This window comes from Bradyrhizobium sp. Ken64 (assembly GCF_055807555.1).
The window spans coordinates 1-22234 of the sequence record NZ_JBVVPA010000028.1 but is presented as its reverse complement, the minus strand read 5'-3'; the positions used below and the strand labels follow the sequence as shown (position 1 = coordinate 22234).

At 63.2% G+C, this 22234-nt stretch carries 17 protein-coding genes and 1 tRNA gene; 7 read left to right on the top strand and 11 right to left on the bottom strand.

The window, feature by feature from the left end; genetic code table 11:
• Nucleotides 1-13: 13 nt before the first annotated feature.
• From AC0L2F_RS31210 to AC0L2F_RS31200, 3 genes are all read right to left on the bottom strand, one after another.
• The gene (locus AC0L2F_RS31210; RefSeq protein WP_473251010.1) at nucleotides 14-1648 is read right to left on the bottom strand and encodes an alkaline phosphatase family protein; all 1635 of its coding nucleotides are present in this window, start codon (nucleotides 1646-1648) and stop codon (nucleotides 14-16) included.
• A gap of 241 nt (nucleotides 1649-1889) precedes the next feature.
• On the bottom strand, nucleotides 1890-2930 hold the full coding sequence (obgE, locus tag AC0L2F_RS31205; RefSeq protein WP_473251009.1) for a GTPase ObgE: 1041 nt from the start codon (nucleotides 2928-2930) through the stop codon (nucleotides 1890-1892).
• A gap of 201 nt (nucleotides 2931-3131) precedes the next feature.
• A complete protein-coding gene (locus tag AC0L2F_RS31200; protein ID WP_007604386.1) occupies nucleotides 3132-3611 on the bottom strand; it encodes a MaoC family dehydratase in 480 nt (159 codons plus the stop codon).
• Nucleotides 3612-3884: 273 nt separating this feature from the next.
• Between AC0L2F_RS31200 and AC0L2F_RS31195 the strand changes: the two genes are divergently transcribed.
• Entirely contained in the window at nucleotides 3885-4799 is a 915-nt protein-coding gene (locus tag AC0L2F_RS31195; protein ID WP_473251008.1) for a DMT family transporter, read from the top strand.
• A 151-nt stretch (nucleotides 4800-4950) separates the two neighbouring features.
• On the opposite strand, the gene AC0L2F_RS31190 is transcribed toward AC0L2F_RS31195, so the two are convergent.
• The 3 genes from AC0L2F_RS31190 to rplU form a co-directional block, all read right to left on the bottom strand.
• The gene (locus AC0L2F_RS31190) at nucleotides 4951-5544 is read right to left on the bottom strand and encodes a GNAT family N-acetyltransferase (protein WP_473251007.1); all 594 of its coding nucleotides are present in this window, start codon (nucleotides 5542-5544) and stop codon (nucleotides 4951-4953) included.
• A 155-nt stretch (nucleotides 5545-5699) separates the two neighbouring features.
• Nucleotides 5700-5969: a 50S ribosomal protein L27 gene (gene rpmA / locus AC0L2F_RS31185; protein ID WP_018459863.1), complete on the bottom strand. Its 270-nt coding sequence runs from the start codon at nucleotides 5967-5969 to the stop codon at nucleotides 5700-5702.
• Nucleotides 5970-6066: 97 nt separating this feature from the next.
• A complete protein-coding gene (gene rplU, locus AC0L2F_RS31180; protein WP_007604396.1) occupies nucleotides 6067-6459 on the bottom strand; it encodes a 50S ribosomal protein L21 in 393 nt (130 codons plus the stop codon).
• Nucleotides 6460-6792: 333 nt separating this feature from the next.
• Here rplU and AC0L2F_RS31175 point away from each other — a divergent pair, with 333 nt between their 5' ends.
• The 4 genes from AC0L2F_RS31175 to AC0L2F_RS31160 all read left to right on the top strand — a co-directional run bounded on the left by AC0L2F_RS31175 (nucleotide 6793) and on the right by AC0L2F_RS31160 (nucleotide 15089).
• On the top strand, nucleotides 6793-7944 hold the full coding sequence (locus AC0L2F_RS31175; RefSeq protein WP_473251006.1) for an ROK family protein: 1152 nt from the start codon (nucleotides 6793-6795) through the stop codon (nucleotides 7942-7944).
• A 682-nt stretch (nucleotides 7945-8626) separates the two neighbouring features.
• Nucleotides 8627-8716: transfer RNA gene (locus tag AC0L2F_RS31170), tRNA-Ser, on the top strand.
• Nucleotides 8717-8942: 226 nt separating this feature from the next.
• A complete protein-coding gene (locus AC0L2F_RS31165; protein ID WP_473251005.1) occupies nucleotides 8943-13832 on the top strand; it encodes an AAA domain-containing protein in 4890 nt (1629 codons plus the stop codon).
• A 396-nt stretch (nucleotides 13833-14228) separates the two neighbouring features.
• On the top strand, nucleotides 14229-15089 hold the full coding sequence (locus tag AC0L2F_RS31160; protein ID WP_473251004.1) for a DMT family transporter: 861 nt from the start codon (nucleotides 14229-14231) through the stop codon (nucleotides 15087-15089).
• A 13-nt stretch (nucleotides 15090-15102) separates the two neighbouring features.
• Here AC0L2F_RS31160 and AC0L2F_RS31155 read toward each other — a convergent pair whose 3' ends face one another.
• Both AC0L2F_RS31155 and AC0L2F_RS31150 read right to left on the bottom strand, forming a co-directional pair.
• Complete coding sequence (locus AC0L2F_RS31155) at nucleotides 15103-16311, bottom strand: EAL domain-containing response regulator (protein ID WP_473251003.1); 1209 nt, start codon at nucleotides 16309-16311, stop codon at nucleotides 15103-15105.
• A 547-nt stretch (nucleotides 16312-16858) separates the two neighbouring features.
• A complete protein-coding gene (locus AC0L2F_RS31150) occupies nucleotides 16859-18022 on the bottom strand; it encodes a hypothetical protein (protein ID WP_473251002.1) in 1164 nt (387 codons plus the stop codon).
• A 338-nt stretch (nucleotides 18023-18360) separates the two neighbouring features.
• Between AC0L2F_RS31150 and AC0L2F_RS31145 the strand changes: the two genes are divergently transcribed.
• Entirely contained in the window at nucleotides 18361-18984 is a 624-nt protein-coding gene (locus AC0L2F_RS31145) for a helix-turn-helix domain-containing protein (protein ID WP_063992381.1), read from the top strand.
• A gap of 82 nt (nucleotides 18985-19066) precedes the next feature.
• Here the strand turns inward: AC0L2F_RS31145 and AC0L2F_RS31140 are convergent, their stop codons facing one another.
• The 3 genes from AC0L2F_RS31140 to AC0L2F_RS31130 all read right to left on the bottom strand — a co-directional run bounded on the left by AC0L2F_RS31140 (nucleotide 19067) and on the right by AC0L2F_RS31130 (nucleotide 20673).
• Entirely contained in the window at nucleotides 19067-19315 is a 249-nt protein-coding gene (locus AC0L2F_RS31140) for a hypothetical protein (protein ID WP_007604412.1), read from the bottom strand.
• A 123-nt stretch (nucleotides 19316-19438) separates the two neighbouring features.
• The gene (locus AC0L2F_RS31135; protein ID WP_063996539.1) at nucleotides 19439-19816 is read right to left on the bottom strand and encodes an Hpt domain-containing protein; all 378 of its coding nucleotides are present in this window, start codon (nucleotides 19814-19816) and stop codon (nucleotides 19439-19441) included.
• A 158-nt stretch (nucleotides 19817-19974) separates the two neighbouring features.
• On the bottom strand, nucleotides 19975-20673 hold the full coding sequence (locus tag AC0L2F_RS31130) for a Crp/Fnr family transcriptional regulator (RefSeq protein WP_179950131.1): 699 nt from the start codon (nucleotides 20671-20673) through the stop codon (nucleotides 19975-19977).
• 576 nt (nucleotides 20674-21249) lie between these two features.
• Here AC0L2F_RS31130 and AC0L2F_RS31125 point away from each other — a divergent pair.
• Nucleotides 21250-21732 (top strand): response regulator, encoded by a 483-nt coding sequence (locus AC0L2F_RS31125; RefSeq protein WP_473251001.1) that lies wholly within the window; start codon nucleotides 21250-21252, stop codon nucleotides 21730-21732.
• Nucleotides 21733-22234 lie beyond the last annotated feature (502 nt).

Genomic DNA, 22234 nt, shown 5'->3' with positions numbered 1-22234 from the left:
GAGGCGAAGCAACCTACAGCTTCGCGCGCTGCGCGATGCCGTCCTTGATCGACGCCAGCTCGGCTTCATCCCAGATCCCGATCAGGATGCCGCCCTTCACCTGGAGCTGGTTGTCGGCATAGGCCGCGATCTTCTCGCGCGGCGTGGTGATGTGGTCGTTGGGATGCAGCGCCCAGTCGAACAGCTCAGCCTGCAACCGCGCGATGATGCCGGCGCATTCGGGATCGTCGCCGCGATCCAGAAACTCTTCCGGATCGGCTTCGAGGTCATACAGCATCGGGCGGAAGCCCGAGGCGTGGATGTATTTCCAGCGGCCGTCGAACACCATGAACAGGCGGCAGCGTTCGATCGGCTGGTTCAGCTTCAGCCGCACGTCCTGCATGACATAGTCGTATTCGGAGAACGCCACCTTGCGCCAATCGGGCGGGCTCTCGCCGCGGAGCAGCGGCAGCAGCGAGCGTCCTTCGAGGATGTGGCCCGGCACCTTGCCGCCGAAATAATCGACGAAGGTCGGTGCGAGATCGATGGCTTCGACCAGCGCATCGTTGCGCGTGCCGCGCGTCGCATCGGCCTCCTTCGAGGGATCGATAATGATCAGCGGAATCTTCGCCGACTGCTCGTGGAACAGATCCTTCTCGCCCATCCAGTGATCGCCGAGATAATCACCGTGATCGGAGGTGAACACGATCATGGTGCTGTCCAGCAGATCGCGCTCCTCCAGGAACTTCATCAGCACGCCCATCTGGTCGTCGATCTGGGTGATCAGGCCCATATAGGTCGGGATCACCTTCTCGCGGGCATCATTGCGCGCCATGTTGCGGGAGTAGCGCATGTCCATATAGGCGCCGAACACCGGATGTGGATTCTGCCGCTCGCGCTCGGAGCGGATCACCGGGATCATGTCCGATGTCGAATACATGCTGGCGTAGGGTTCGGGCGCGATATAGGGCCAGTGCGGCTTGATGTAGGACAGATGCAGGCACCACGGCCTGCCGTCGGTCTCGGCCTCGCTGATGAAGTCCATCGCGCGCCGCGTCATGTAGGACGTCTCGGAATGCTCGTCCGGCACGCGCGCGGCCTTGTCGGCATGCACGAGCAGCCAGCCGTTCTGGAGCGAGCCGTCCTCGGCCGCGCCTGAATTGGCCCAATGCTCCCATGGATTGGGCGCATCAAACCCCTGCTGGCGCAGATATTCGTCGTATTTCGGACGCGGCCGCCCCGTGGGATGCAGGCCGTCGTCGCGCTCATAGGGCTCGAACCCGCATTCGGCGACGTGCACGCCGATCATCGATTCCGGCGGGATGCCGAGCGCCTTCATGCCTTCGAGATCGGGCGCCATGTGGGTCTTGCCGACCAGCACGTTGCGCACGCCGAGCTTCTTGAGGTGATCGCCGAGGGTGGGCTCGCCGACGCGCAGCGGCCAGCCGTTCCAGTGCGAGCCGTGCGAGCGCATGTAGCGCCCGGTGTAGAACGACATCCGCGAGGGGCCGCAGATCGGCGACTGCACATAGGCCTTGCTGAACAGCACGCCGCGTTTCGCCATGGCGTCGATGTTCGGCGTCTTCAGCGTGGGATGGCCGGTGCAGCCGAGATAGTCATAGCGAAGCTGGTCGCACATGATCCAGAGAACGTTCTTCGCGCGCGCCATGAATCATCCCTGCCGTTTCTTGATGGGTCGATGCTGCGCTATCGAGGGCGCGAAGACAAGCAGGGCGGTGACGCGCGAGGTCGTGGCTGCACATTCCGGCGTCGTCCCGGCGAAGGCCGGGACCCATAGCCACAGGGAGTAGTTTGGCGAAGACTAGTAGTTCGGTACTAAGACCATCCCCAACCGACAGATCACGCGGTATGGGTCCCGGCCTTCGCCGGGACGACCGTGGGGAGAGCGTTCAAACCGACCAAGGCTCCGCTTCGGCCGCGCTCTTCGCTTTCGCGGAGACCGGGCTCTCGCCGATCACATCCGCCAATGCGCGCAGCGCTTCCTGCACGCCATCGCCGGTGACGGCGGAGAGCAGCAGCGGCGTCTTCTTGGCGGCGCGCTTCAGCCGGTCCTTCTGCTTCTTCAACTCGTCCGGCTCGACCGCGTCGATCTTGTTCAGCGCGACGATCTCGATCTTGTCGGTGAGCTGCCCGGCATAGGCGTCCAGCTCGGTTCGCACCGTCTTGTAGGCCTTGCCGGCGTGCTCGCAGGTCGCATCGATGAGATGCAGCAGCACGCGGCAGCGCTCGACATGGGCGAGGAAGCGGTCGCCGAGACCGACACCTTCATGCGCGCCTTCGATCAGGCCCGGAATGTCCGCCAGCACGAATTCGCGGCCGTCGGCATTCACGACGCCGAGCTGCGGATGCAGCGTGGTGAAGGGATAGTCGGCGATCTTCGGCTTGGCCGCGCTGACCTTGGCGAGGAAGGTCGATTTGCCGGCATTGGGCAGGCCGACGAGGCCGGCATCCGCGATCAGCTTCAGCCGCAGCCAGATCCACCGCTCCTCGCCGGGCTGGCCAGGATTGGCATTGCGCGGCGCGCGGTTGGTCGAGGTCTTGAAATGCGCGTTGCCGAAGCCGCCATTGCCGCCTTCGGCCAGCACGAACTTTTCGCCGACCATGGTGAAATCGTGGATCATGGTCTCGCGATCTTCATCGAAAATCTGCGTGCCGATGGGGACCTTCAGCACGATCGACTTGCCATTGGCGCCATGGCGGTCCGAGCCGGAGCCGTTCTCGCCCTTCTGGGCCTTGAAGTGCTGCTGGTAGCGATAGTCGATCAGCGTGTTCAGGCCGTCTGCGACCTCGATGATGACATTGCCGCCGCGGCCGCCATTGCCGCCGGAGGGACCGCCGAATTCAATGAATTTTTCGCGGCGGAACGCCACGCAGCCGTTTCCGCCGTCGCCGGAGCGGATATAGACCTTTGCTTCGTCAAGGAATTTCATGGGCCATAGGTAGGCCAGCCGGTCCCGCGCGGCAACCCGGATAGACCCGCAAATCGGCCGAAACCCGGCGATTTGTGGCCTTGCTTAACCAGCTGGCCGGCGCCCCTACGTGTCGTCCCGGACAAGCGAAGCGCAGATCCGGGACCCATAACCACAGGGAGGAGTTTGGCGAAGACCGGCAGTGGACTGGTCTACACGCGGTTAGGATGGCCGGCGCCGGATCAGGAATTTCTGCATGCCCTCCAGCACCAGCTCCTTGCGCTGGTTGAACACGGTGCTTTTGAGCGTCACCGCGCCGGTCGAGCGTCCCGGCACCAGCTCGATGACCTCGAGCGCGGGATAAATGGTGTCGTCGGCGAAGACAGGTTTGAGGAACCGGCTGGATTGCTCGAGGAAGCCGACCAGGGAGTCCTCGACCATGAACGGAAACAGGCCTGCGCCGGGTGCGGTGTGGATCAACGTCTGGAAACCGTGGGCGAGCAGATGCGGCATGCCGCGGCTGCGGCAATACTCCACATCGTAATGCACCGGATGAGTGTCGCCGCTCGCGGTCTGGAACGCCGCGAACACCGCCGTCGTCTGCGTGCGGCTCGGCAGCACGAAACGCTCGCCGACCACGAAATCCTCAAACCAGCGTTGCGCGGGGATCATGCGATGCCGGGCCGGGTCGAAGTCGGTCATGGCGAAGCTCTTTCCTGGCTCTTTCGTTCGGGTGACGCCTATGGCTACCGCGACGCGAAGAGTGCGGCAATCCGTTCAATTCGTCTTGCGTGGGCTTGTCGCGGGCGCTCACGTCATTAAAACGACCGCAAGCGACTCTGGTCGCCGTTCCCAAGCTCTCTCCGCTCGTCATTGCGAGCGAAGCGAAGCAATCCAGACCGTCTCCGCGGCAACAGTCTGGATTGCTTCGTCGCAAGAGCTCCTCGCAATGACGAGTTTCCACGAACGACAGCAATGCCCCTCTTCAAAAATCTCTCGGCCTATGACGAACGCTCGGCGCGGCTCGCCGGGATTGCGCTCATGGTGCTGTCGATCTTCATGTTCTCGTTCGGCGATGCCATGGGCAAGTTCCTGGTCGGGACTTATTCGGTGGGGCAGCTGCTGTTCCTGCGCGCCTGCGCGGCGCTGCTGCTGCTGTCGCCGCTGGTCTGGCGGCAGCGTCACCAGTTCCTGAATCTGGAGCGGCCGGGCCTCCAGCTCTTCCGTGTGGTGCTGTCGACGCTGGAAGTGGCGGCCTTCTTCCTTGCGACGGTTTACCTGCCGCTCGCCGACGTCATCACCTATTATCTCGCGGGCCCGATCTTCGTCACAGCGATGTCGGCGGTCTTCCTGGGCGAGAAGGTCGGCTGGCGGCGCTGGACGGCGATCCTGATCGGCTTCTGCGGCGTGCTGATCGCGCTGCGGCCGTCGGCGCAGACGGTGAGCCTGCCGGCGCTGATCGCGCTCGGCGGCAGTCTTTCCTTCGCAACGCTGATGCTGATCACGCGCAGCCTGCGCAAGACGCCCGACATCGTGATGGCGTCGTCGCAATTCGTCGGCACGTTCTTGCTGGGCGCGGTGCTGTCGGCGTTCCACTGGGTGCCGCCGACATCGGGCAGCCTCGTGATCTTCGCGCTGGCGGGATGCGTCTCGGTCACGGCGCTGTTCTGCGTCAACCGCTCGCTCAAGCTCGCGCCGGCCAGCGTGGTCGTGCCCTATCAATATTCGATGATCGTCTGGGCGGTGATCTTCGGCTTCGTCGTGTTCGGAGACGTGCCGCAGGTCGCCACCATCGTCGGCGCCGCCATCATCATCGGCGCCGGGTTCTATATTTACTTGCGTGAGCGCGATCTCGGGCGGGGGGACGTGGATGTGAATCCGCCGGCGTAACCACAACCACAGACGTCGTCCCGGCGAAGGCCGGGACCCATACCCACAGGGTGCAGTTTTGCGAAGACTCGGAGTGGGCACTTCGCCCCACACTCCTCCCTGGGGTAATGGGTCCTGGCTTTCGCCAGGACGACAGTTGAGCCGCCTCCGCCTACCTCACCCGCCTCGCACTGCTCCAGCTCTTCAGCGACGCCCACACGCCGCGTGACAGGCGGAAGCAGTCGACCGGCGTGGACGAGCCCAGCGCCAGGAAGCGATGCAGCTGGACGCCGCTCCACTGGAAGCCGCACTTCTCCAGCACGTTGCGCGAGGCCGGGTTGGTGACGCGCGCACCTGCATAGAGATGATCGTCCTCGAACTCCTCGAAGAAGAAGTCGATCGCGCCGCGCGCGGCTTCGGTGGCAAAGCCCCGGCCCCAATGTTCGACGCCGAGCCAATAGCCGAGCTCGGCATTGTCCGCCGTCGAGCAGTCGATGCCGACCATGCCGATCGGGCCGCTGTCATGCTCGATCAGGAACGCCGTCTCGCTGCCGCGCGCGGCGGTGGCGCGGATGAAGGCGATGGCGTCGTCCTGCGAATAGGGATGCGGGAGCCGCCTCGTGTTGTCGGCGACGCGGCGGTCGTTGGCGAGAAGGGCGATGGTCCTGACGTCGGCGAGGGTCGGCCGCCGCAAGGTCAGCCGCTCGGTGGCGACGACGCTGGGTCTCGCCTCCTGCAAGGTCACGCTTGAAAAGTCCTGCAACATGTCCGGCTCCGTCGAAGTCACTAAGTGAAAACTCAGCACGCAAACGAAAGGGGAGGCCGGTTTCCCGCCTCCCCTGGAGCCTTCGATCTCTTTTGATCTCAAGGACTCCGCCGGTTCGGTCTGGGACCCGGCGGACTCCAAATTTGATCCACCGTCTATTCAGCCGCCTCTGCGAGCGGGAGCACCGAGATGAAGGTACGGCCGTTGGCTTTGGCCTGGAACGTTACGCGGCCCTCGATCTTGGCGAACAAGGTGTGGTCCGTGCCCATGCCGACATTAAGGCCGGGATGCCAGGTGGTGCCGCGCTGACGCGCAATGATGTTGCCGGGAATCACAACTTCCCCGCCGAACGCCTTGATCCCGAGGCGCTTGCCCTTGGAATCGCGACCGTTGCGCGATGAACCGCCTGCTTTTTTGTGAGCCATGGCTCGTCTCCGAAATTCTACGTATGTCTAGATCAATTCCTTGACGGAATCATTTCACAATTTCTCACGCATCAATTCGTGATGGCGCGTGATCAAATTATGCGGCGGCCTCTTCGGTCGTGGTCTCTGGCTTGGCGACCTTCTCCCGCTTCGGACGCGGCCCCTTGGTGGGCTTGGCGCCGTCCGTCAGGATCTCCGAGATGCGCAGCACGGTGATCTCGTCGCGATAGCCGCGCTTGCGGCGCGAGTTCTTGCGGCGCCGCTTCTTGAAAGCGATGACCTTGGGACCGCGCTTGTGGTCGAGCACCTCGACCGCAACGGAGGCGCCTGCGACCGTGGGCAGACCCAGGATCGGCGTGTCGCCGCCGACCAGGAGAACTTCATTGAGCTGCACGATCGAGCCGACTTCGCCTTCGATCTTGCCTACTTCCAGGACATCATCCGGAACGACGCGGTACTGCCGGCCGCCGGTTTTGATGACTGCGAACATCGTTGTTTTCCTTCGTGTTCATTCCCGGCCTCGCGACAGAGTGTCGGGGCCGGCTTTTTGTCAGTCGTTATGGGTTTATGCGAGTTTTGTGCGGGCGGGAGTTATCCCTTTGAAAACCCACGCAAAAACAAGCGGCGCGAGAAACGCCCCGCGCCGGTTGCGGGATTTATAGCGGCTGATGGTCGGGAGTCAAGGAAAAGCCGGCGAAAACGGCCCGGATTTGAAGCATTTGGGCCCGATCCGGCCCCGCAGGCGAATTTCGGACCGCGCCGCAACCAACAGGTTCCCCCGCCGTTGTCCCCGCGATTTCAGTCACACGGGCAAGGGGCTACCATGGCAACAGACGAGCTGGTCAAGACGACGACGGGCATCGCCCATCACGGCGCGGAGCGGCTGCCGTCGGTGGATATCGACAGCTTCAACATCGAGATGAAGGACGACGACGGCTTCATCGGCGACCGCGCCAGCAAGGGCGCGTTCAGGGAGATCCTCGAGCGCTGGCGCAAGCCGCTGCGCAAGTCCGGCGAGGACCCGTTCGGCAAGGAGCCGTCGGACGAGATCAGCAAGAAGACGCTGGACGCCATCCTGGTCGGCGACGACACCGAGGCCTGGGCGGTGGTGCATAGCGCGATCGAGGACTTTGCCCAGGAGCTCGCTTACGTCACCCGCCGCTTCCTCAAGTCCAAGGCCTGGGCCAAGACCGAGCGCATCGTGGTCGGCGGCGGTTTTCGCGATTCCCGGCTCGGCGAGCTCGCGATCGCGCGCACCGAGATCATCCTCATGGCCGAGGATTTCAAGATCGACATGATGCCGATCCGCCATCATCCCGATGAGGCCGGCCTGATCGGCGCGCTGCATCTGGCGCCGTCATGGATCTTCGAGGCCCATGACAGCATCCTCGCCGTCGATATCGGCGGCACCAACATCCGCTGCGGCCTGGTGGAGACCAGCTGGAAAAAGGCAAAGGACCTGTCGAAAGCCAAGGTCGTGAAGTCCGAGCTGTGGCGTCATGCCGACGACGAGCCGACGCGCGAAGGCGCGGTGAAGCGGCTGACCAAGATGCTGAAGGGGCTGATCACCGAGGCCGAGAAGGAAGGCTTCAAGCTGGCGCCGTTCATCGGCATCGCCTGTCCCGGCGTGATCAACGCGGACGGCTCGATCGAGAAGGGCGCGCAGAACCTGCCGGGCAATTGGGAGAGCAGCAAGTTCAACCTGCCGGCGAGCCTGCTCGAGGGCATCCCTTCCATCGGCGAGCACGACACGGCGATCCTGATGCACAATGACGGCGTGGTTCAGGGCCTCTCCGAGGTGCCGTTCATGCAGGACGTCGACCGCTGGGGCGTGCTCACCATCGGCACCGGGCTCGGCAACGCCCGCTTCACCAACCGCCGCAAGGACAACGGCAAGGACAAGGATAACGGAAAAAACGGGGATTCCACGGGCAACGGGAAGGAATCCGGCAAGAAAAAGGGCAAGGGCGACTGAGCGTAAAGGGCGACTCAAGCGAGGAGGCTCTTGGCTAAATCCACCGGCCGCGGGCTTGCTCCGCCTCTCCCGCGTGCGGGAGAGGCCGACGCGCCCCGGGCGATGCGAAGCATCGTCCGCGCGCGGCGGGTGAGGGCTCTCTCCACACGGGGGTTCTCAGACACGGTCGCCAGAGTAACCTTGACTGGTTAGGTTAAGGACCGGATTGCGTTGCGGTGCACCGGCCGCACGCTACGGTCGGAACCGTCGCCTCACCTGGCTGGCGAAGCCGCCCTTCCCAGCCAGTATTTCAATGAGCGGCACCGGGACCGCCAGTGTTTACCGCGTCTGGCGGTCCCACCCTTTTTTTCCAACATGCGATCTCAGTGCCCGCCCCAACCGGTGGTGCGCTCCCTCCCCGCGCTTGTCTCGCCGAAGCCCGCCTTCGGGCGAAGGCGGATGCCGGGAGGGCCGGGGAGAGGGTGTCTCCGCATTGGGGTCGCGATCGGACTCCACCTCGCGCCCGACAAAAACGCGTCAAACCGGCAATGGGGCCGCCTTTCCCTCGCGTTCGTGCCTGGAAGGGGCGGGCCGGGCCGAAACAGGCAGCGGATTTTCGCCCTCGCAAGCCTTGTCTGGCCCGCCATCCTCGCCTATTAACGCCCGAACCACAGGGGCCCAGCTCCTTGACTTGGCGCCTTCAGGAGAGGTGGCAGAGTGGTCGAATGCACCGCACTCGAAATGCGGCATAGGTGCAAGCCTATCGGGGGTTCGAATCCCTCCCTCTCCGCCAATATCATCGCGACGCGCGAAAGCCAGAGAAGCAGGACGGTCCAACAGCCATCGGTTTAGCTGGGGGAGTGCTGTGGTTAATATCCTGCAATTGTAACATTCGATCCGCGCGGATGGGACCCCCGCAAGCGGTTCGGTCCGGAGATTGTCATTCAGATCCGATTTCGACTATCTCTGGTAGATGAAGGGCATCGGGAACAAGTGCTCGGTATTCATGGAGACGACTGTTGAGGGGACCGGTAGATGCCAAGGCCGGCACTGACGAGACGCCCGTCGAACGTCTTACGGAGTTGCTCGACTACGTCGGACAGGTGATCAAGCTGGACGAACGAGCGACGTTCAGACTTTCCGAGTATCGCCTCGCCAACGGTCAGACCTTCACGTTCCATGAACATGAGTTTCACGCGCTTCCGGGCATAACCCACGACCTTACCGACGACGACGGCGCGATCTGGTTGAGCGCTGAGCGCCTGAAGCGAAACGATCCACCTCCGCCACTCGATGGGTTGTCACCATGGGTCGAGCTTTCGCCGGATCCCGACAAGGCGCCGGTGACGCGCGACCATGTGCTGATCACGGTCGGCAAGGCCGAGCGCGATGAATTCGTCGCCTCCGGCCGGGCCCGCGCGGAAGATTGCGCCGAGTCGTTTGAGGTTGGCGCAAAGGGCCAATTCGATATCAGACTGCGGTTGGAAGATTGGCCCGAGATCGCCAATGATATCGAAGGCTACATCTCGCAGTCTTGGCTACCGTGGTCCGTTGCCGAGAGGCCGCGGAGGCGCTCGATCGCGCTTTACCAGAAGCTTTTCGAGCTCGCGCAGCTTTCGGAGATGGGAGGCGCCGAACAGGCCATTGAATTAGTCTGGGGGATCGGCCTGTCACGCTGGATGTTCGAAGGCACGTTGATCGATCTTCCGTTGATCGAGCGCTTGGTCGAGATCGAGATCGACGAAGGCGCTGCGGGCACCATCCGGATCCGGCCCAGGCAAGCGCCGGCGTCCGTGAACCTGAGGCCCTATGATGAATTGAAAATCGACGGCGTTCCCACGGCGCAGGATGCTGCACGCCGGGCACTTGCGATGGCGGACGACGAGGTCGGCGTAAGCCCGTTCGATCGCGACGCCTTCGAGCTGGTTCTGCGTGCATGCCAGACCAGGCTCGATCCCGAAGGCATCTACCTTCCCGATAACGAGCGCATCGAGCCCACAGCGCCACCGCCCCCAGCGACGCAGAACCTTGTCGTCACTGACCGATGGGTGCTGGCGGCGCGGAAGCGATCCGACAACTTCCTTCTTCAAGACATTGAAAATCTCAAACGCGCAATCGAAGTGTCGTCCGCCAATCTCCCGGGACCATCACGGACATTGGTGATGGGCCCGGCGCCGTCCAATTCCAATCGTTGGAGCGCGCTGCCGGGTTCCCTAGGAGGGATGACCGGCCCCGCACCGTCGGAAGAGCCGATCGCACCGCTAGGCGACCTCTTCTTTCCAAAGCCCTTCAACGACGAACAGATCGAGATCGTCAGGCGATTGGAAAAGAACGACGGGGTCGTGGTCCAGGGCCCGCCGGGCACCGGAAAGACGCACACAATATCGAACATCATCTGTCACTATCTGGCGCTCGGGCGCCGCGTGCTCGTCGTATCCCATGGCGAGCCCGCGCTGTCTGTGCTTCGCGATCAACTGCCGGCAGAAGTCCGCGATCTGGCGATCAGCATTACGACGTCAGAAAAGGAGGGCTTCAAGCAGCTAGAGGGAGCAGTTCGGCTGCTCCAATCTATCATCGAAAGTATCCGCCCGGGCGAACAGCTTCGATTGATAGGCGATCTCGAAACTGCGATCATCGGCATGCGCAATCGGATCGCCGTGATTGACGCTGAGATAGGTAGGTTCGCGGAGAGGCAGCTCTCATCTGTACCCGGAAGCGACCTGCGGCCGGCTGAATTGGCCGCCGCCGTCGTCGCGAATGGTGATAAGTATTCATGGTTCGTCGATAGGCCGAACTTGTTCGCGACGGACACGAGGCACACCGATGCCGACTTCGCACGGGTCCGGGAAGCGAGGCTTGCGCTTGGCGCACGCGTCGAACATCTGGGCGTCGAACTTCCGTCGATATCGGATCTGCCCAGCGGCCGCGCACTCGCCAATCTTCACCGCGATATCCAGCGTGCAGATGCACTGAACGCGGAAGCTGCGAAGGACGCGTCCCTTGTTCTGCGGCTGCATTCCGTCGAAGCTCTCAAGAAAGCCGAGCGTGCGGCCGACGCGCTGGACGTTCTGGTCGAAGCGTGTCGTCATCTCGAGCGTTTTCCGTTCCTACGGTCAATCTGCACGGCCTCGCAATTCGGCGAAGACGCCCCCGCGATGCTGGCGTTGCGGTCATTCTTGCCGGAGGCAAGGTCGATCGTGGAGGAGCACGTAAGATATCTGCAGAAACCGGTCAGGGTGCAGGATGACCTGTCTCCAGAAATGGAGGATTTAATCACGCGCGCCGCCGCCGGAGACAAGATCTTCGGCGTGTTCGCATTCAAGGAGAGGGCTCTTCGACCTGCGATCGAGGCCATCCGAATACTGTCACGAGCGCCATCGACCCCCGAAGAGTGGTCGCACGTTCGTGACTATGTGGCATGGCGCAGACGGTTCGCGGATCTGCGCCTGCAATGGAACGGACTGGCCCCAGAACTCGCGGCCAGGGGCGTGGGCATCGGGGCGCCTAGAGAGCTGTCCGAACTGTCGGATGCGCTCGAGGGCGCTCTCGTTTTCGCTCCGAGAGTACACGACGGCCTTCAGACTGAGCTCCGCGACGTGGCCATCGGCGAAACGGCTGGATTGTGGCCCGACGAGGCCAGGCTGCGTGCCGTCCGCACGACGCTCCGGAACGCCGTCGCGGCGGTGCGGCTCGCCGCCGCTCGGCAGGAAGTAGCGCGGCTCTCCGAGCTCTTCGGGGAAAGCGGGGGGAAGTTCGGTCGATTGGCGAAGTCGTTCTTGGACGAGGTGGTCGGACGCGGCGACCTTCCCGAAGCGCGCGTGGAAGAGACTTGGACGAAGCTCCTGCAAGCGATCGATGACCTCGCCCGTCACCGTTCAAACTTCGAAACGCTGCGTGAAGGCGCGGACGAAATCGAGGCGGCCGGTGCACCAGCCTGGGCCGCGAAGCTGCGCACTGAGGCTGTATTGGACGGGCAAGATCGCCAAATGCCCGCCGATTGGCGCAAAGCATGGGACTGGGGCGCGGCTCAAGGCTACCTGTCATCGCTGAATCAGAGGGACCATATCGGCCGCCTCGCGACCGAACGTTCCAAGCTCGAAACGACGATCGCGAAAAGCTTCGAACAGCTCGTGCGGGAGCGCACGTTCTACGCACTCGCCAGCTCGATGACTGGCCCGGTCCGCGCGGCCCTGATGATGTTCGCGACTGCCCTGAGAAAGGTCGGCAAAGGCACGGGAAAAGGTGCAATGCGCCACCGCCGCGATGCCCGCAAGGCAATGGCGGCCTGTTACGATGGGGTGCCGTGCTGGATCATGCCTTCCTGGCGCGTCGCCGAGCAGCTTCCAGGCGAGCTGGGCACCTTCGATCTCGTCATTATGGACGAGGCGTCGCAGTCCGACATCAAGGAGGTGACCGCCCTTCTCCGTGGCCGCAAGATTCTCGTCGTGGGAGATGACAAACAGGTCAGTCCGAGCGCGGCCTTCATCGACAATGCGAAGATCGAGAGGCTAGAGCGCACGTTCCTAACCAATCAACCGTTCAAGACGCTGCTGCTGCCGGGGGCGTCCCTGTACGATCTTGCCAAGGTAATGTTTCCCGACAAGTTCGTCATGCTGCGCGAGCACTTCAGATGCGTCGAGCCGATCATCCGGTTCTCGACTCAGTTCTACACAGAAGCGCTCGTCCCGCTGCGAATTCCGACTACCCATGAGCGCATCGATCCGCCCTTGGTAGACATCTACGTTCCGGACGGCAAACGCACAGGCGATAAGATCAATCTTCGTGAGGCGGAGATTGTCGTGTCGGAAGTCTTGAAGATCATCGAAACTCCGGCGCTTTCGAAGATCGGCGACGGCGACCGCTGGAGAAGTATCGGCGTGATCTCCCTGATCGGTTCGAAGCAGGCGGCACTGATTAACCGGATGCTGCTCGATGCTGTTGGGGAAGCAATATATATGCGCCACCGGATCGCGTGCGGCGACAGCGCGACATTCCAGGGTAACGAACGTGATATCGTCTTCCTTTCGATGGTCGCAGATTCGACGCACAAGCAGTCGCAGACGGCCCTGCACTTTGAGCAGCGATTCAACGTCGCCATGTCTCGCGCGCGGGATCGGCTCTACCTCGTGAGATCCGTCCGCGAGGAAGAGCTCAAACCCGAAGACCTAAAGACCAAGGTTCTTCGGCATTTCCGGGATCCCATGAAGGGCAGCCAGCGTCCTAAGGGTGATTTAGCATCTCTGTGCGATTCCGACTTCGAGCGAGCTATTCTCGGTCGGCTCCTGGACCGTGGATACCGCGTGATCCCGCAGGTGGGTGCCATGGGCTTCAAGATCGACCTGGTGGTCGAAGGCGTCGGCGATCGGCGGCTGGCGATCGAATGCGATGGCGACCGGTACCACGGCCCGGAGCGCTGGGCCGACGACATGTCGAGACAGCGCGTGCTTGAACGCGTCGGCTGGCGCTTCTGGCGTTGCTGGGCCTCCAGCTTCACCGTTGATCCAGATGGCTGCATGGCCGACCTTTTCCAGATCTTGGATGCGAACGGCATTCAGCCGGCTCCAGCGGACTATCTTCCGGAGCGTTACACCGAGCATCGCGTCGCGGACGCGAAGTCCCGCGTAGAGCCAAAGCCGGACGAGGTCGGTGCGACCGCAAATGGGCCGGAGGGTGGCATCAAGATCGGCGACAGCATCGTCGTGCGGTACCTCGATGACAACAAGACGAGCAGCTTCGTATTGAGCCGCGAACGCCACGACCCGGTGAACGGACTGGTGGGCGCGGAAACCGCGCTCGGAAGACAGATACTCGGTTTCAACGAGGAAGACGAAATCGAGATCGACGATGCCGGGCGAAGACGGCGCGTTCTCATAGTGCGAGCTGCCAAGCAGGGTGCCAGCCCGCATTAATGTCTATTCTCGCGACGGCGGACGCCAGAGAAATCGGATCATTGACAGAATACCCCAGCCTCAACTGGGAATCGACCGCGAGCTCTTCGCGCCTTACCAGAAACTGGCGCAACTGTCGGTCACCAATCACACACCCTACAATGATGACATGCTGCTCCTGTTTTGCCCGACGAGTCAATCACGCGCGACGCTGTCTGAAACCCGCCGCCACCATGAGGGCTACTGCATCCGTCAATTCCGCCCCCGCGTAAGTCATTGATCTTGCAGCTCCCGTCTACTGTGCATGGGGTTGTTTTCGCGCTTTTTGTTGTTGGGCCGTCGAAAACTTACAGGTAATCGTCACGCCACCCCGGCTGGCTCTCCAGTTGGGATCACCACCCACAAGACGAGACCACCATGCAATCTTCCGGCAGCGGCTGGGGCAACGGGCTTCTTGGCGTCATCATCTTCAGCGGCTCGCTGCCGGCGACGCGCGTGGCGGTCGGCGGGTTCTCCGCGCTGTTCCTGACCTCGGTGCGCGCGGTCATCGCGGCGCTGATCGGCGTGGCCGTGCTCGGCCTGCTCCGTCAGGCGCGGCCTCAGCGCAAGGATCTCGTCTCGCTCGCCATCGTCGCCGTCGGCGTCGTGGTCGGCTTTCCCTTGCTGACGGCGCTTGCGCTCCAGCACATCACCTCGGCGCATTCGATCGTCTTCATCGGGCTCTTGCCGCTGTCGACCGCGATCTTCGGCGTGCTGCGCGGCGGCGAACGGCCGCAGCCGATGTTCTGGCTGTTCGCGATTTTGGGCAGCGCCACTGTCGCGGGCTTTGCGCTGTCCAATGACGGCACCGCATCGCTCACCGGCGATCTCCTGATGGTCGCGGCGATCGTGCTGTGCGGGCTCGGCTATGCCGAAGGCGCCGCGCTGTCGCGCCGGCTCGGCGGCTGGCAGGTGATCTCCTGGGCGCTGGTGCTGTCGCTGCCGCTGATGGTGCCGGTCGCGATCTGGAGCTGGCCGTCGACGTGGAGCGGCGTCGGCGCGCCCGCCTGGATCGGGCTCGCCTACGTCTCGGTGTTCAGCATGTTCGTCGGTTTCATCTTCTGGTACCGCGGCCTTGCGATCGGCGGCATCGCCCGTGTCGGCCAGTTGCAGCAGCTCCAGCCGTTCTTCGGCCTCGCGCTGGCAGGCTGGCTTCTGCACGAACCGGTGGCCTGGAGCATGATCGTGGCGACCGCGCTGGTGGTCGCCTGCGTCTTCTTCGCGCGGCGGTTTGCCTGAGGCCGCCTCACTCTCACCCCATCACCGTCCGCGTCAGGGTGCTCCGCGCAAACTTCTTCAGCGGCATCGGCTTGCCGAACAGAAAACCCTGCACGAGGTCGAAGCCGAGCTCGTTGGCGGCGACCAGGTCGGCGCGGCTCTCGACGCCCTCGGCGACGGCGTGCACGCCATAGCCATGCGACAGCTCGACGATGTGGCGGCACACCGTGCGCTTGAGGCGATCGGTGCCGCTGCCGGTGACGAAGTGCCGGTCGGCCTTCAGCTTGATGAAGGGAAGCTTCTCCATGTCCATCAGCGACGGCCAGTTGGCGCCGAGATTGTCGATCGACAGGCCGATATTGTGCAGGCGCACTTCGCGGGCGACCTCGACCAGGAGATCGAGGTCGCGGATCGCCTCCTCGCTGTCGATCTCGATCGTCAGCCCGCCGAACGCCGGATGCGTCGGCATGCGGCGGCAGAGATCGCGCACGGCCTGCGGCTCCTTCAGATATGACGACGGCAAATTGATCGCGAGATCGACCGGGCTCTGCTGCTCCAGCAGATAGTGCCAGTCCTGCATGGCGCGCTCGATCACGAATTCGGAGAGGTCGCGCAGATGCGGGTCGTGCTCTTCGGGGATGAAATAGGCCGGCGGCACCACGCCCCAGGTCGGATGCCGCATCCGCACCAGCGCCTCGGCGCCGTTGCGGATCAGCGTGCGCGCGTCGATCTTGGGCTGGTACCAGAGCTCGAGCCAGCCGGCGTGCAGGGCCTCGCCGACATGCACGGCCGGGCTCGGCGCCGGCTCCTCCGGCAACAGCATCGCGACGCGGTCGCGCAGCGTCTCCGCGGCAAAGGGCGTCGTCAGCGGCGGCAGCATTTTGAGGCCATATTCCTCGCCGACCTGCTGCACCGCCTTGACGATGATCGACTCGCGGGCGCCCACAGTCAAAACCCTGCCGTCGAAGGCCTCGCGCACCAGCGTCTCCAGAAATTTGCCGGGCTCGATGCCGTCGGCGGCGATGCCGAGCAGGATCAGGTCGGGCAATTCGCTCGTCAGCACGCTCTGCAGCTCCTCGGCGCTGGCGCATTCGGTGGTGACGAAGCCGAGATCCTCCAGCACTTCCGCGAGAAACGCGCGAAGATGGCGCTTGCCGTCGGCGACGCAGGCGCGCGGCTTCACCTTTCGCCGTCCGAAGGTTTTCGGCCTTCGTTCGGCGAGTTCTACAATGTCGTCGTTCATCGCAAGCCACTCCCGTTCCGTGCCGGTGTGTTAGCGACGTGAGCAGTTTCAAATATGGAAGGCTTCAGTCGATTGTCGAATTATCTGGGTAACGTTAAAGCACCCACCACGTCTAAAATTGTCCGGGTCTCGTTCGAGAAGTTTTTACGTCTGCCCGCGCGTCGCGCGCAGCAGCGCGGCAATCGCCGGAGATTTCCGCGGCGTGCCGTGCGGCTGCATGCACGCGCACTGTCCTGCAATTGGACGCCGCCGCGCGCGCCTCGCCCAATTGAATAAGGCAGCGCCTCAATTGCGCGCGATGCGCGCATTTTTCCCGGTTCGCGCGTGACGGTTCTGCGACAATGCGTCGGCGCGCGCCGGCGCCAATGTGAAGCAGATCACAAGCGGATTGCTGCAGGTGCGCTATTGCTTCGGACAGCCGGTGGTGGGCTGTTGAGGATCACAGCAATGACGTCGCGGCGAATAATGTATTGGTGGTTCAGGTTCGTGCTGTCAGGGCGATTTCTCGATCGCTTCCTGTGCCTGCCGCGCGCGCATTAGCGCGGGATCAGGTTTGGCCGATCAGCTTGCGCAACGCGGCGGCGCCGTCCTCGATCGCATCGCGTCCCTTCCAGGCCAGATAGGACAGCTTTCCACCGAGCGTGTCGTGGCTGCGCAGCCGGCGCGAACCGAGAATGTGGCCGACATTGGAGGGGAAGCGGCTCACCTCGGCCGATACCAGCGCCGCGATCGCGTCCATCAATTGCTGCAGCCGAATGCCCCACTCACACTGCTCGATGCCGTCGATCCGCACCTTGAGCGCATATTCGGTGTCGTAGATCTCGGTGAGCAGGTCGCGCGCAATCAGCACCCGGTTGTGCCGGAGCGCGATGCGCAAGGCGAGGCGTCTGTCGTCGAGCTGGTCCAGCACCATGTGGACGACGCAGGCATAGGGCGTGGCGGCGATATCGGCGGGGCTCTTGCTCGCAGCGGCCTTGGTGGCAAGGCGCACCAACTGCCAGAACGTCTTCAGCCGGTTCGACACCAGCGTCAGCGCGAACGGCAGCGCCTCGGGATGGGCCTTCTTGAAGGCGTTCAACCGTGCGGTGATCTGGTCAACCTGACCGTCGTCGAATTTCGCGATCTTCTCGGGCAGCCTTTCGTTGAATTTCGGCAGCGCGGCGCCGGCGCGCAGCACATGCTGCATCTTCTTCACGTCGTCGAAGGCGGTGCGCGATGCCGTGTATTGCGCGAGCTTGCCGCGCGCGAACTCGGTGCTCTCCGCTGATGCGAGGGTGCTCTCGAGAACCTTGACGACCTTGGTCTGGAAGGTCGATGCGATCTTTTGCACTTCCTTCGGGTTGTTGGCGGCGACCTGGTCGTTGATCGCCTTGATGTAGTCGCGCGCCATGGTCGGCAGCAGGTCGCGGCAGATCCACTCCCAGATCGGGGTGAGGGTGTTGCGCGAGATCCGCCCCATATTGGCATGCTCGGGCGCGCCGTCGATCAGAAGCAGCTCAAGCGGCGCAAAGAAATGGCGCGAGGGACTGGTGGCGCGCGCCTGGCTCGATCCGTCCTTGCGAAATTCGGCCCGCAACCGGGATTGGAGGTCGGATGAGCCCGGCATGTCGATGCCGCACAGCTCCAGCCGTTCGAGCTCGCTGAGCAGGCAGCTGCGCGACAGCGGCGTCAGCTTCTGCAGGAAGTCCGATAGCTGGTCGATCTCGTTCATCGCACGCAATCTTCCGCAACGTTTCCAGCAGGCCTACCGGCCGCATGCATGGAGGCATTTGCGCGCTCTCAATTGCGACATAGAGAAGCAAGCCGCCGTTAATATATCCGTAAAATCCGGGTCCGCAGGTAATCGGCACGGATCGGCGTTAAGAAGACTTCGTGTCATCCGCCCATCGGTTGGGCAGATTCAGCAACCTAGGAATGTTGAGAGGCGCTGCTACTCAAGCATAAAGTGTGCCTGTGCCGGGCTTTCAGCACAAAACTGCCAAATTCACCGTAGTCTTACGGAGCAAAAAGTTAACTACAGATCGCGTTGGGTTCCGCTAAACGAGTGACATGGGGTCACAGAATGATACGGCCACTGATTCGCGGCCGTCGGAATGGTACGAAAGCAACGCCGCTCCAACTCAAGAGCTCGATGTCGTCCGCCTGAACGCCGCCCGTGCCAAGGCGGCTGACGAAATGGCCGCCGCCATCGCCCGCGAGCTCAACGGTCCCCTCACGGCGCTCCTGCTCTACATGGGCGAGATCAAGCATCACAGCGATCAGCTCGCGCCCGTAACGGGCGACCGTGCCTATTTGCAGCGCGTCGTGGAGAATGCGCTGGTGCAGACCGAGCGGGTTTGTGGCCTCGTCAAACAGCTTGCCGGTTCTCACACGGGTGGCCTGCCGATCGCGTCCAGGGCCGAGGACGCCGAATCGAAGCTCGCGCGCGCACCACAGCCGCAGCGCGTGCCGAGCGCCGAAATGCACGGCCTGTCAGGCCAGAAGCGGCTGACCAAGCGCGAGCGCGAGGTGCTGAGGCTGATCAGCGAGGGATATTCGAACAAGCAGGGTGCGCTTCGGATGCAGATCAGCCCGCGCACCTTCGAGAGCCATCGCGCCGAGGCGATGCGGAAGCTCGGTGCGCGCAACACGGCGGACCTCGTCCGTGCGGCGCTGCTGCATTCGATCGACTGAAGGCTCTTGCCTCGGGCCGCCCGCCAGCGGCGAGGGCCAAGGTGAGACACCTCTCGAGAAAGGCCCGGGGCTTCGATTACGCTCAGAAATAATCTTCGGCGAAGGGACGCGCGCGCGGCGAGGGCCGCAGCGGCTTGAGCTCTTCCTTCGGCACGTTGGGAATGATCGTGATGGTCCAGCGGGGCGGCATGCTCGATTCCTGCTCCAGCACCGAGCGCACGAAGCCCGTCACCGTCGCCTCGCCAGCGGCCACCGTCGCCATCCGGCCGTTGAACTGTGCGATGCGGAAGCGGCGAACTTCTTTCTGGTCCGCGGTCTCGTAGGTGAACATGGAAACCCTCCTGGTTTCCGGCGACTATCGCTGCCTATGATTAGCCATCTGTGAAAATCCCAAGCCGTAGAAGTACGGCGGGCATGCACGCGTGAGTGGTTACGGCGTTTTCGAGCGAGCGCGTCAGCCCTCCGGCTCCTGCGCGCGCCCGGCGGCATAGGCCGCATCCATCAGGTCCAGGAGGTCGCGAAATCCGGCGTCGCCGAGGCTCTCCGCGGTCTTCTCCAGCCGCAGCGCCAGCGCCGCGAGCCGGACATAGCCGAACGTCCCGGCCGCGCTCTTCAGCGAATGCGCTTCGCGCGCGATCCTGCCGTGATGCTGCGCGAGCGCGAGCGTGCGGAGCAGTTGCAGGCGCGCGCAGGTGTCGCTCCAGAACACGTCGCGCACTTCGCAAGCACCGTCCTCGCCGATCTCGCGCACCAGCGCCTGGTACGCACCCGGCTCGCGCGCGGGCTCGGCATCAAGCGCCGTCTGCGCAGGCGCGACGGTGACTTCGAACATGGTTTGGCCTGCCTTGATCACGGTTCCTTTGCCGCCGGCCCGTACAGGCGCGCGCGGCACGTTGCGTGTCTACGGCATCCGCATTTCAGTTCCGGTAGCAGGGCAATCCGTGTTTGCGGGCCGGAATTAGCGGACGGTTTACCACGCCGCAGCACCAGTCAGCGCGGGCCGAGCAGCCGATCATACTGCGCCTTCACGGTGGCGTAGCATTCGCACGCCGTCTGGCGCAGGCCGTCCAGGTTGAGGATCTGGATGTGTCCGCGGCTGTAGTTAATGAAATTCGCCTGCTGCAAGGTATTGGCGACCAGCGACACGCTGTTGCGCCGAGCGCCGATCATCTGCGCCATTGCCTCCTGGGTCAGCAGCAGCCGGTAGTCGCCAGAGAGGTCATGGGTGTGCAGCAGGCAGCGCGACAGCCGCGACTCTACCGGATGGGCGGCGTTGCAGCCCGCGGTCTGCTGCACCTGCGCGTAGACCGCCAGTCCGTGACGCGCCAGAAGCGTCCGCAGGGTGCAGCTCTGGTCGGCCGCGACGCGCAGCCGGTCGAGGTCCATCATCGAGGCGGAGCCTGGAACCAGCACGATGGCCGTGTTCAGCGCGCAGGCATCGCCCATGATCGAGAGCGTTCCGAGCAGGCTGTCGCGACCGATCATGGCGACTTGCACGTGCTCGCCCCTGGCGAGCTCCACCACCAGAGAGATGACGCCGCGATGGGGAAAGTAGGCTCGCTTGAGCGTTTCGCCGGTCTCGACCAGCACCGCGTCATGCGGCAGATCGCCCGTACGCAGGTGCGGGCGGATCAATTCATAATCGTCTGCCGACAGCGCGGACAGGAAGCCGTTGGAGGAACGCACCATCGTTTCCAAAGTAGCCTCCTGTCTCCCTGACCAGTGGGCCGCAGCACACGAAACTGCTTTCCGTCCGGGCAAGTTCCATCATGTTCCCACCGGGATATATTGGCAATTGGGACAAGTTGTCCGATCGGCGACCGCCGCCCGACGCCGGGGTCGCCAAGACAGATTCCCTGACCATTTCCAAGGTACCGAGTTGGAGACCCAGCAGATCCCGATCGATCGACTGGAGCATCGGTTGGAGAGTGGTCGCGGTCATGGTTGATCCCCATGCGTTTCGACGTGATCCGCGCCGCGTCCGGTTCGTCATCCGGTTGTGCGGCGACAAATATTGTTATAATGGTTGTGTCGGTCTGCGTATACCCGTTGGGGGGCAAACAAGCTGGGCCATTTGCGGCGGAAATGAGAATGGCACGCTGATTCGCTCATGAGCCGGCGCGCCAGCCCTGCGAAGTTGTGCAGGTAAAAGCGGCAAGGGGGCCTTCATGGGCCGGAGGCGCTACATCCGCACCGCGTCCGTCGTCTTCCCCGCTCCGCCAACGACCTTCGCGACTGTCCATTCCTCGAGCAAAGGAGCATGGCGTGCGCCACGGTTCAATTATTGAATCGCCGATTCGGGAAGCTCAAGCTGGGACAGAAGGTCTGCGCCATATTCTCGTCGTCGACGACGACCCGATGGTCTGCATGGCCATCGAGGTCTATCTCCAGCGCAACAATTTTCAGGTGACGATCGCCGAAGGAGGGGAAGCCGGACTTCGCGCGCTCGAACACCAACAGTTCGATCTGATGATCATCGATATCTTCATGCCGCACATGCGCGGGTTCGAATCGGTCCGGATCTTTCACGAGCGGGCGCCGGACGTTCCGTTGATCGCGATGTCCGGCTACGCGTTCGCAAATCTGAATTCGCCAGCCCCCGATTTCCTCCGGATGGCGCTGGAGCTCGGTGCGACGCGCTGTCTGCGCAAGCCGTTCACGCCGCACGCGCTGCTCGCCGCCGTAAACGATTGCTTGGCGGAGCACCGTCCTCACGACGACCTTGTCTCGGCCGCGCGCCTGGGTTAGCGCCGGCACCGGCCGCGGTGGACGCGGGTAACCGTTCGTTTACCGCGAATGCGGGTCTTGCGTATCTCGGCAAAGCACCAAGCGAAAGTGGCGAGACCGCCCCGGATTGCAGGCGGCTCGATACAATTCCGCGAAGAGCGCGGATATCGTCCTTCACAAGCAGGGCTTTCCCGCGCGCCTGGTCCCGCTGCTATCGGCACGTTCACCTCACGCATCTCGCCGTTGCGGCGTGGTGCCGGATTTGCCGAAAAACGCTGTCGCATGCGGTCGAACGGCAAACTTGTCTTCAATATCCGTATTAGCACGGAGGATGAAATTAACGGGACCGTGAAAGGGGATGTCTAACGATCCAAGGCGGGGGACTTCCGTTCATGCCAAGCGCGGCTCGGGCGTCGAGGTCCAGATCCAGGTCAGTAAGGCGTAGCTCATGGATGATCTGTTGCGGGAGTTTTTGACGGAAACCAGCGAGAGCCTGGACACCGTGGACAATCAGCTGGTGAAG

Excerpts from the sequence above, each read along its gene's own strand:
- AC0L2F_RS31210 (WP_473251010.1), bottom strand. The coding sequence starts at position 1,648 with ATGGCGCGCGCGAAGAACGTTCTCTGGATCATGTGCGACCAGCTTCGC.
- obgE (WP_473251009.1), bottom strand. The coding sequence starts at position 2,930 with ATGAAATTCCTTGACGAAGCAAAGGTCTATATCCGCTCCGGCGACGGC.
- AC0L2F_RS31200 (WP_007604386.1), bottom strand. The coding sequence starts at position 3,611 with ATGACCGACTTCGACCCGGCCCGGCATCGCATGATCCCCGCGCAACGC.
- AC0L2F_RS31195 (WP_473251008.1), top strand. The coding sequence starts at position 3,885 with ATGCCCCTCTTCAAAAATCTCTCGGCCTATGACGAACGCTCGGCGCGG.
- AC0L2F_RS31190 (WP_473251007.1), bottom strand. The coding sequence starts at position 5,544 with ATGTTGCAGGACTTTTCAAGCGTGACCTTGCAGGAGGCGAGACCCAGC.
- rpmA (WP_018459863.1), bottom strand. The coding sequence starts at position 5,969 with ATGGCTCACAAAAAAGCAGGCGGTTCATCGCGCAACGGTCGCGATTCC.
- rplU (WP_007604396.1), bottom strand. The coding sequence starts at position 6,459 with ATGTTCGCAGTCATCAAAACCGGCGGCCGGCAGTACCGCGTCGTTCCG.
- AC0L2F_RS31175 (WP_473251006.1), top strand. The coding sequence starts at position 6,793 with ATGGCAACAGACGAGCTGGTCAAGACGACGACGGGCATCGCCCATCAC.
- AC0L2F_RS31160 (WP_473251004.1), top strand. The coding sequence starts at position 14,229 with ATGCAATCTTCCGGCAGCGGCTGGGGCAACGGGCTTCTTGGCGTCATC.
- AC0L2F_RS31155 (WP_473251003.1), bottom strand. The coding sequence starts at position 16,311 with ATGAACGACGACATTGTAGAACTCGCCGAACGAAGGCCGAAAACCTTC.
- AC0L2F_RS31150 (WP_473251002.1), bottom strand. The coding sequence starts at position 18,022 with ATGAACGAGATCGACCAGCTATCGGACTTCCTGCAGAAGCTGACGCCG.
- AC0L2F_RS31145 (WP_063992381.1), top strand. The coding sequence starts at position 18,361 with ATGGGGTCACAGAATGATACGGCCACTGATTCGCGGCCGTCGGAATGG.
- AC0L2F_RS31140 (WP_007604412.1), bottom strand. The coding sequence starts at position 19,315 with ATGTTCACCTACGAGACCGCGGACCAGAAAGAAGTTCGCCGCTTCCGC.
- AC0L2F_RS31135 (WP_063996539.1), bottom strand. The coding sequence starts at position 19,816 with ATGTTCGAAGTCACCGTCGCGCCTGCGCAGACGGCGCTTGATGCCGAG.
- AC0L2F_RS31130 (WP_179950131.1), bottom strand. The coding sequence starts at position 20,673 with ATGGTGCGTTCCTCCAACGGCTTCCTGTCCGCGCTGTCGGCAGACGAT.